This is a genomic window from Neisseria sp. HMSC067H09 (assembly GCF_001814135.1).
Classification (GTDB): domain Bacteria; phylum Pseudomonadota; class Gammaproteobacteria; order Burkholderiales; family Neisseriaceae; genus Neisseria.
On record NZ_KV814909.1, the window covers coordinates 1 to 6,521 of the forward strand.

The window sequence follows — 6,521 nt, forward strand, 5'->3', positions numbered from 1 at the left end:
TTGGGGGATTTTGGGGAATTTTGCAAAGGTCTCAGCCCGTTAGAAACTTGGTCATGCTAAATTTGTTAGGCACGAGGTTTTGTCCATTCGCTATTTTCAAATTAACCTCAAACTCAAAAAAAAGGCGATACCTTTCAGTACCGCCAAAGCTGCTTTGGTGATGAAACTGGTTATTTCGAGGCGCAGCGGAAGCCTAGGTTGTGCAGGACGTATTTGGATTGCAGGCTGGTGCGAATGCCGTAGCGCAGGAAGGCGGCGTAATTCGATGGGTCACTGGAGCCTACGGATGCGCCGCTGCAAAACATTTGCGTATCGGCATTGCCAGACGAGAGCAGGCTGCTGTTGAAGTCTTCCGTCCATTCCCAAATCAGGCCGTGCATATCGTAAATGCCCCAGTAGTTGGGTTTGCTTTTGCCGACATCGCGCAAGCCGTTTCTGCCGCCGTCTGCATACCAGTCAAGAATGGTACGGTTGTATCCGGGTTCGGCAGAACCGTTTTTCTGTGTGGCGGAGGCAAGTCCGGCAAATTCCCATTGGTCTATGGTCGGCAGGCGTTTGCCTTGCGCAGTACAGTAGGCATTGGCGGCAAACCAAGATACGTTGGTTACCGGATGTTTCAGTTCATTGGGTTTGGGCGCGTAGCTGTTGCTGCTGGTTTTAACCCAGTGTTTGAGGTAGGCAGGTTCGGCTTGTTTGGAGCTGACTTTGCCTTTTTGCCACTGCGGGTGTTTTTTGACAAACTCTGCAAATTCGGCATTGGTAACAGGATATTTGTCGATTTGGAAGGGTTTGACTTTAATGATGCTTGTTTCTTTCTTCAGATAGAGCGGGCGGTAGCTGCCTCCTTCAACTTTTGCCATTTCGGCTGCCGCTGCACTGCCGCTTGCGACAAGGGTAAAGAAGGTGAGGAGTGGTATGAGTTTCATAACGGGCTTTCTAATCTGAATGCGGGGTATTAGGCTTTGATTATATAGCGAAACCGGATAAAAATCCTTAGAGGCCGTCTGATTATTGTGCTTTTGGCTTGTCGGGTTCGTGAATGCTTGAAACCGGTTTTTCAGACGACCTTCGATATTTGATAGGTTGTCTGAAAAACCAATCTTTCGATTGGTCGTGGAAGAAAGCCACTGTTGTCCTTGCATCAGCCGGAACAGCAGTGGCTTTTTTCTGTCTCTACGCCGAGATGACTGGATTAGTAGCCGCCTTTACCTGCAGATGCTGCGGAAGCAGGAGCTGCGGAATCAGCTGGAGCAGAAGCAGCAGGGGCAGAAGCGGCACCGCTACCTACATAGGCTTTGTCTTCCAGTTTTTTGGTCATGATTTCAGGGTTCTCTGCGCCCTCTACTTTCAATTGACCCAACGCGCCTTTGTTGAACGCACGGAAGAGAGAGTGGTCAACCACAGTGTAGCTGCCCGGGATGTCGGCTTTAAATTCGACAATCGCTGCGCCACCGGCAGGGATCAGAGTACTTTGTACGTTTTCGTTGATCAGTTTGCCGCCTTCTACGTAAACTTTGTCGAAGATCTCACCGATAACGTGGAAGGAAGAAACGAGGTTCGGACCACCATTACCCACGTACATACGGACGGTTTCGCCTGCTTTGGCTTTCAGAGCGTTGTCGCCGGCGATAGCGCCTACATGGCCGTTAAATACAACGTATTCAGGTTGTTCGGCGATGGCTTTGTCCATATCGAACGGTTGCAGGCCTTGCGCACCTTTTTTACCTTTGGTGTAGAAGTCACCTTGTACGATGTAGAACTCTTTATCCACTTTAGGCAGACCTTCTTTAGGTTCAACCAAGATCAGACCGTACATACCGTTGGCGATGTGCATACCGACAGGGGCAACGGCACAGTGGTAGATGTACAGACCCGGCTGCAGGGCTTTGAAGCTGAATGTAGAAGTACGGCCCGGGGCAGTGAAGCTGGCTTCTGCACCACCGCCTTGACCGGTAGCAGCGTGGAAGTCAACGTTGTGCGGTACGGTAGAAGACGGGTTGTTAGAGAATTCGACTTCCACGGTATCGCCTTCGCGTACGCGGATCATGCGGCCCGGAACGTCGCCGTTAAATGTCCAGTAGTGGTATTCCACGCCATCGTCCATTTTCATGGTTTTTTCGACGGTTTCCATTTTCACGCGGACACGTGCAGGATGGTCGCGGTCGATGGCAGGCGGAACTTCAGGAGCGTGGGTGGTTACCGCGTCGATAACAGGCAGCTCGGCAGCGGGGGTTTCGGCAGCAGCTTGAGCACCGGAAGCAGAAGCCTCGGAAGCTGCAGGAGCGGAAGCGGTTTGCTCGGCAGGTTTTTGGGCAGCTTGCTCACCACAGGCGGCTAAAGCAAAAACTGAAGCAATGATTGCAGCTAAAGCTTGGCGTTTCATAGTTGTCATTTCCTTTAATAACTATTTTAAGAAGGTCAGGGTATATTTTTTCAACCTTTGTCGTCCGCGGCATACCGCTTTCGGCTCTTTCAAACTGCCTTATTCCGGGTCGTCTGAAAGGCATCTCTTGTGCACTTTTGTAGGATTATGTAGGTGGTTTTACCGCTATATCTTGACTTAAATCAATTAATTCATCAAAGATGAACTTTTACTACCTGTTTTACTACTTAATAACTAGATAAAACTACATCAAATCGTCTATTATTGTTCACATGTTTTATCCAATTCTTTACAAAATGCCATCGTATTTTTGATAATAAGAATTATTATTGACTATATATCTGTTTTTTAAAGATTGTTGTTAAGAGAATATTTCTTTTGCCTGAAAAGAGTGCTACAATCTTTAACATTCATATAGTATGAATTTATAAGCAACCACTTTTTACCAAAATAAGGAGTTCTGAAATGGGACAGTACAAGAAGCTATGGTACTTGCTGTTTGCCGTCCTGGCAGTCTGCTTTACCATTCTTGGCTACATGGGCAGCGAGGTTTATAAAAAAGCCCCGCCTTATCCTGAGAGAGTCGTTTCGGCATCAGGCACTCAGCTGATGACCAAAGACGATATTTTGGCAGGTCAATCAGCCTGGCAAACCACCGGCGGTATGGAAGTCGGTTCCGTATTGGGACACGGCGCATACCAGGCTCCGGACTGGACAGCCGACTGGCTGCACCGCGAGCTTGTCGCATGGTTGGATTTGACTGCGCAAGAGACTTACGGCAAAAAATTCAACGAAGTTTCTCCTGAAGAACAAGCCGTACTGAAAACCCGCCTTGCCGACGAATACCGCAACCAAAGCCGTATTAAAGAAGACGGCAGCGTCGTCATCAGCGATACCCGTGTCAAAGCCATTGAGAGCATCCTGCCTTACTACCACGGCGTATACAGCGATGATCCCGCCCTTCAGACGACCCGCGAACACTTCGCAATGAAAAACAACACATTGCCAAGTAAAGAAGCGCGTGAAAAACTGTTCAACTTCTTCTTCTGGACTTCATGGTCTGCCTCGACCAACCGTCCTGACGAAACTTTCACCTACACCAACAACTGGCCGCACGAGCCTCTGATCAACAACGTACCGACTACTGAAAACTACATGTGGTCGTTCACCAGCGTTGTATTGCTCTTGATGGGTATCGGCCTGCTGATGTGGGGTTACTCCTTCCTGACCAAACACGAAGAAGTAGAAGTTCCGACTGAAGACCCGATTTCCAAAGTACAGCTGACTCCTTCCCAAAAAGCATTGGGCAAATACGTCTTCCTGACAGTCGCCCTGTTTGTGGTACAAGTGTTGCTGGGCGGTCTGACCGCGCACTACACCGTCGAAGGTCAAGGTTTCTACGGCATCGACGAAGCACTGGGCTTCGAAATGTCCGACTGGTTCCCCTACGCATTGACCCGTACTTGGCACATCCAATCCGCCATCTTCTGGATTGCAACCGGCTTCCTGACAGCAGGTCTGTTCTTGGCTCCGATTGTGAACGGCGGCAAAGATCCCAAGTTCCAACGTGCCGGCGTAAACTTCCTCTATATCGCCCTGTTCATCGTAGTCGGCGGTTCTTATGCAGGTAACTTCTTCGCCCTGACCCACATCATTCGCCCCGATCTCAACTTCTGGTTCGGACACCAAGGTTACGAATACCTCGATTTGGGCCGTTTCTGGCAACTCCTGCTGATGGTCGGCCTGCTGTTGTGGCTGTTCCTGATGCTGCGCTGCACCATCTCCGCCTTTAAAGAAAAAGGCGTGGACAAAAACCTGCTGGCAATCTTCGTTGCCTCTATGGTCGGTGTCGGCGTGTTCTACGCGCCCGGTCTGTTCTACGGCGAAAAATCCCCGATTGCCGTGATGGAATACTGGCGCTGGTGGGTAGTTCACCTGTGGGTAGAAGGCTTCTTCGAAGTATTTGCTACCGCAGCCTTTGCCTTCATCTTCTACAACATGGGCTTCGTCCGTCGCAGTACCGCTACCGCATCCACTCTGGCTGCCGCCGCCATCTTCATGTTGGGCGGTATCCCGGGTACGCTGCACCACCTGTACTTCTCCGGTTCTACCTCCGCCTCTATGGCAATCGGTGCCTGCTTCTCCGCATTGGAAGTCGTACCGCTGGTATTGCTGGGCCGTGAAGCTTACGAACACTGGTCTTACCAACACCTGTCCGAATGGGCGAAACGCCTGCGTTGGCCGCTGATGTGCTTCGTAGCAGTTGCCTTCTGGAACATGATCGGTGCCGGCGTATTCGGCTTCCTGATTAACCCGCCGATTTCCCTGTTCTACATCCAAGGTCTGAACACTACCGCAGTTCACGCACACGCAGCCTTGTTCGGTGTATACGGCTTCTTGGCACTGGGCTTCGTATTACTGGTTGCCCGCTACCTGAAACCAAACGCACATTTCGACGACAAACTCATGACTTGGGGCTTCTGGCTGCTCAACGGCGGCTTGGTCGGCATGATCGCCATCAGCCTGCTGCCTGTCGGCGCGATTCAAGCATACGCCTCCATCACTCATGGCCTGTGGTATGCCCGTAGCGAAGAATTCCTGCAAATGGAAATCCTCGACACCCTGCGCTGGGTACGCACAGCAGCCGACTTGATCTTCATCGGCGGTGCAGTCTGCGTAGCCATCCAAGCAACCAAAATCGTATTCAGCCGCGATAAATAAATCCTAGCTTGAATACCATGCAAAAGGTCGTCTGAAAATTTTCAGACGACCTTTTCTTTTGGAAGATAGAAGAAACTCAATGGGGAGTTGCCTGAAAGGGGTAGGGCAGCTTAGCTTGGTTCATGCTCGCTTACGCCTTATTATCAGACAACGGAGTCATGCTGTTAATGTATTGGGTTTGCTGAATCTACTCGTCGCTGGCAAACATTCTGTCAAACACGCTGCGGACTTCATCGGTCAATTCTACGTTCAGACTTTTCAGGGATTGATAGACCTGTTTCAACCATGAACGGAAACGGCGGAATACCCCGCGCAATTCTTCGCTTGGTGCTTTGCCTTCGTACAGGTAGGCTTCAAAACCGCGCGCCCATTTTTCGTGATTCTCGCGCTGCTCGTTCAGGCTCATTGCGTCCCATGCGGCAAGGTCTTTCACACCGAACCAATCCAAGGTCGTCTGAACATCGGACAGGAATTGCCGTTCCTGTTCGGTCAGGTTTTCGGCAGGCTTGGCGGTCAGGTCGCGGGCGATACGGGTATTTGTTTCAAGGAAGAAATGCCCCAGTTCGTGAACGAATGTAGATGCGTCGGCGTTTTTCAACAGGGCAATCAGGTTATGCTCACGGCTGAACATTCCACGGTCTGCGCCGCCTTGATACAGTATGTCTTGATTGGCGTCGGCGTTGGGGGTAGAATTTGAGTCGTGGGATATGCCCCCTTCCGCTTCGGGCGTTAGGGCTAGGGACACGGCGTGTTGCAGCACGTCTTGGGCATTGGCTGATTGGGGATACTTCCACATAGAAACGGTGCGTAAATCGCGCCGTTTTTTGCTGCTGTCGGCAAGATACACAATCAGTCCATCGTCAAACTGTTTTGCAAATGCAAAGCGTCTGTTGTTTGTTCCTTTAATCGGCTCGCTGGCTATTGCGTCATAATTTGAAACAATATAAGTGATTCGGCTGATATCTTCATCTGTGATGGCAGTTTGTCCGCGCTTCGCGTCGCTTTCTGCGTTGCTATGGTTGTTTTTGATGTGTTCAATCGCGCTTTGATTTACAAATACAGAATAACCCGCTGTTTCGGGAAATTGTTCTTCCAATCGGGTATTACCGGCATTCCAAAACGCGGCTTCTGCTTTGTTGTTGCCGTTCCACAAATCCGCCGCGTCCTGCAGGTTGCTACTGTGCACCCATCCGCGCGGCGGGTTGCTTGGCAACGCTTGATTCAATACGCCGTCGTCTAAAAGGCTTTCTCCGACCACATTCAAGCCGCCGTAGGCTGCATCAAAATCACGGATTCCCATATTCAGACGACGTGCAAGGGTTTCAACGGCGCGGGCGTACAGTGTTGCATCAGCTTCAGCCTGCGTTTTGTTCATTATAGTGTATTAACTTTAAACCGGTACGGCGTTGCCTCGCCT

Annotated in this window: 4 protein-coding genes; 1 reads left to right on the top strand and 3 read right to left on the bottom strand. The window is 50.5% G+C overall.

Annotation, left to right across the window (positions count from 1 at the left end; translation table 11 throughout):
• Nucleotides 1-170: 170 nt before the first annotated feature.
• Both HMPREF2954_RS05980 and nirK read right to left on the bottom strand, forming a co-directional pair.
• The gene (locus HMPREF2954_RS05980) at nucleotides 171-926 is read right to left on the bottom strand and encodes a formylglycine-generating enzyme family protein (protein WP_045072700.1); all 756 of its coding nucleotides are present in this window, start codon (nucleotides 924-926) and stop codon (nucleotides 171-173) included.
• 266 nt (nucleotides 927-1,192) lie between these two features.
• Nucleotides 1,193-2,383, bottom strand: coding sequence for a copper-containing nitrite reductase (gene nirK, locus HMPREF2954_RS05985; RefSeq protein ID WP_045072702.1), 1,191 nt, complete (start codon nucleotides 2,381-2,383; stop codon nucleotides 1,193-1,195).
• A 465-nt stretch (nucleotides 2,384-2,848) separates the two neighbouring features.
• Here nirK and HMPREF2954_RS05990 point away from each other — a divergent pair, with 465 nt between their 5' ends.
• On the top strand, nucleotides 2,849-5,104 hold the full coding sequence (locus tag HMPREF2954_RS05990; RefSeq protein ID WP_045072703.1) for a nitric-oxide reductase large subunit: 2,256 nt from the start codon (nucleotides 2,849-2,851) through the stop codon (nucleotides 5,102-5,104).
• 187 nt (nucleotides 5,105-5,291) lie between these two features.
• Here the strand turns inward: HMPREF2954_RS05990 and HMPREF2954_RS05995 are convergent, their stop codons facing one another.
• Nucleotides 5,292-6,479 carry a PBECR3 domain-containing polyvalent protein gene (locus tag HMPREF2954_RS05995; protein ID WP_045072704.1) on the bottom strand — a complete coding sequence of 396 codons (1,188 nt, stop codon included), beginning with the start codon at nucleotides 6,477-6,479 and terminating at the stop codon, nucleotides 5,292-5,294.
• Nucleotides 6,480-6,521: the final 42 nt, after the last annotated feature.

Bases quoted from the DNA above. Each gene is read 5' to 3' on its own strand.
- HMPREF2954_RS05980 (WP_045072700.1), bottom strand. From the start codon at position 926: ATGAAACTCATACCACTCCTCACCTTCTTTACCCTTGTCGCAAGCGGC.
- nirK (WP_045072702.1), bottom strand. From the start codon at position 2,383: ATGAAACGCCAAGCTTTAGCTGCAATCATTGCTTCAGTTTTTGCTTTA.
- HMPREF2954_RS05990 (WP_045072703.1), top strand. From the start codon at position 2,849: ATGGGACAGTACAAGAAGCTATGGTACTTGCTGTTTGCCGTCCTGGCA.
- HMPREF2954_RS05995 (WP_045072704.1), bottom strand. From the start codon at position 6,479: ATGAACAAAACGCAGGCTGAAGCTGATGCAACACTGTACGCCCGCGCC.